Raw genomic sequence first — 1,469 nt, 5'->3', positions numbered from 1 at the left:
AACCTCGCCGGCACCGCCGCCACCAACATGTCGGCCTACAGCTTCTTCCCTCCGCAAGGAGGCGCCACCTCCTGGGTCGGCTCTCTGAAAGACACCTTCACCGCATATGACGCCGTAAACAACCGGTTCGTCTACAGCTCGGAAAATCTCAATCCGCACACCAGCCCAGGCAGCACCGCCGAGGTGTTTGCCGTTTCCAAGGATGGGAACCCCAACGATGGCTGGTTCTACGGCTCGATCAACACCTCGACGACCATCAATGGCGTGGCGACCGAATCCGACGAGCCGACACTGGCTGTCGACGGGACAAACATCTACATCGCGTCTCCGCAATATAACGCCTCCGGTCCCGGCTACATGGGGTCGGAACTGTGGGTCATCAGCGACACGGCTGGAGCGGGCGGCGGCATCTACAATGGCGGCACGCCGACGGTCATAGCGACTCAGTTGACCGACCCCAGCCTGGGCGTCTTCCGCGATGCGGCGGGCAACAACGGCAAGACTTATTTCGCCAGCACGTACAATAGCGGCGGCCAGAGCTTCCTCGCCCTGCAGACCTACGACGTGGCTTCAAACACGTTCGGCGCCATGGCCAGCGTCTCGTTCGGCAATATCGACCAGGGCACCGGCGGCACGAGCTATTATGCCCAGCAGCAAGGCTCGAGCGTGCTGCTCGACGTCAACGACGGCCGCATCGGCAACCTCGTCTACGCCAACGGATTCCTCTACGGCACGAACGAAATCCAATCGCCTGGATCGAGCGTCCCAAGCGTCCACTGGTTCAAGATCGACGTCAGCAACCCAGCCAGCCCGGTCGTGGTGGCACAGGGCACGATATCCGGCAGCACCATCGGCCAGAACGTGGCGACGTTCAACGGCTCGATCGCGGTCGATGCGTCCGGAGACGTGATCATAAACTTCAATGCCAGCGGTCCGAACATGCTTCCGTCGGACTACTACGTGCTCGGCAAGACCAACAACCTATCCTTCGGTTTCACCACTCCGGTCCTCTATCAGGCGAGTACCCAGCCTTTCGCCCTGGATACCAATCGCTGGGGGGCCAATTCCTCGGCCGTCGTGGACCCCAACAACCCCAACGCTTTCTGGATCTCCAACGAGTATATCGCAAACAATTGGTGGCAGACCGCGGTTGCCCAGGTTGCGGTTCAAGGAACACCGACTGTCGCCTCGATCACGACGTCCGGCGCGGGCATAACCAGCGGCACCGGTGACCTGAATGCAGGCAAGACGGTCACCTTGACGGTGAACTTCAGCTCTGCCGTGACGGTCAACACCGCGGGCGGTTCGCCAACACTCCTTCTCAACGACACCGGCGTGGCGACCTATGTCGGCGGCTCCGGCACGACCGCGCTGACCTTCAGCTATACCGTGGCCTCAGGGCAGAACACTCCGGACCTGACCGTCTCTTCGCTCAATCTCAACGGTTCGACCATCAGCGACAGTTCGGC

At 61.3% G+C, this 1,469-nt stretch carries 1 pseudogene; it reads left to right on the top strand.

What is annotated here, in order from left to right:
* A pseudogene (locus Q0L57_RS07935) lies at positions 1-1,469 on the top strand (phosphoesterase); the annotation flags it as partial.

The sequence above is a fragment of the Mesorhizobium sp. genome, assembly GCF_024509055.1.
Classification (GTDB): Bacteria; Pseudomonadota; Alphaproteobacteria; order Rhizobiales; family Rhizobiaceae; genus Mesorhizobium.
Note: the sequence above shows the minus strand (reverse complement) of the source record. Positions and strands in the feature narration are given on the sequence as shown.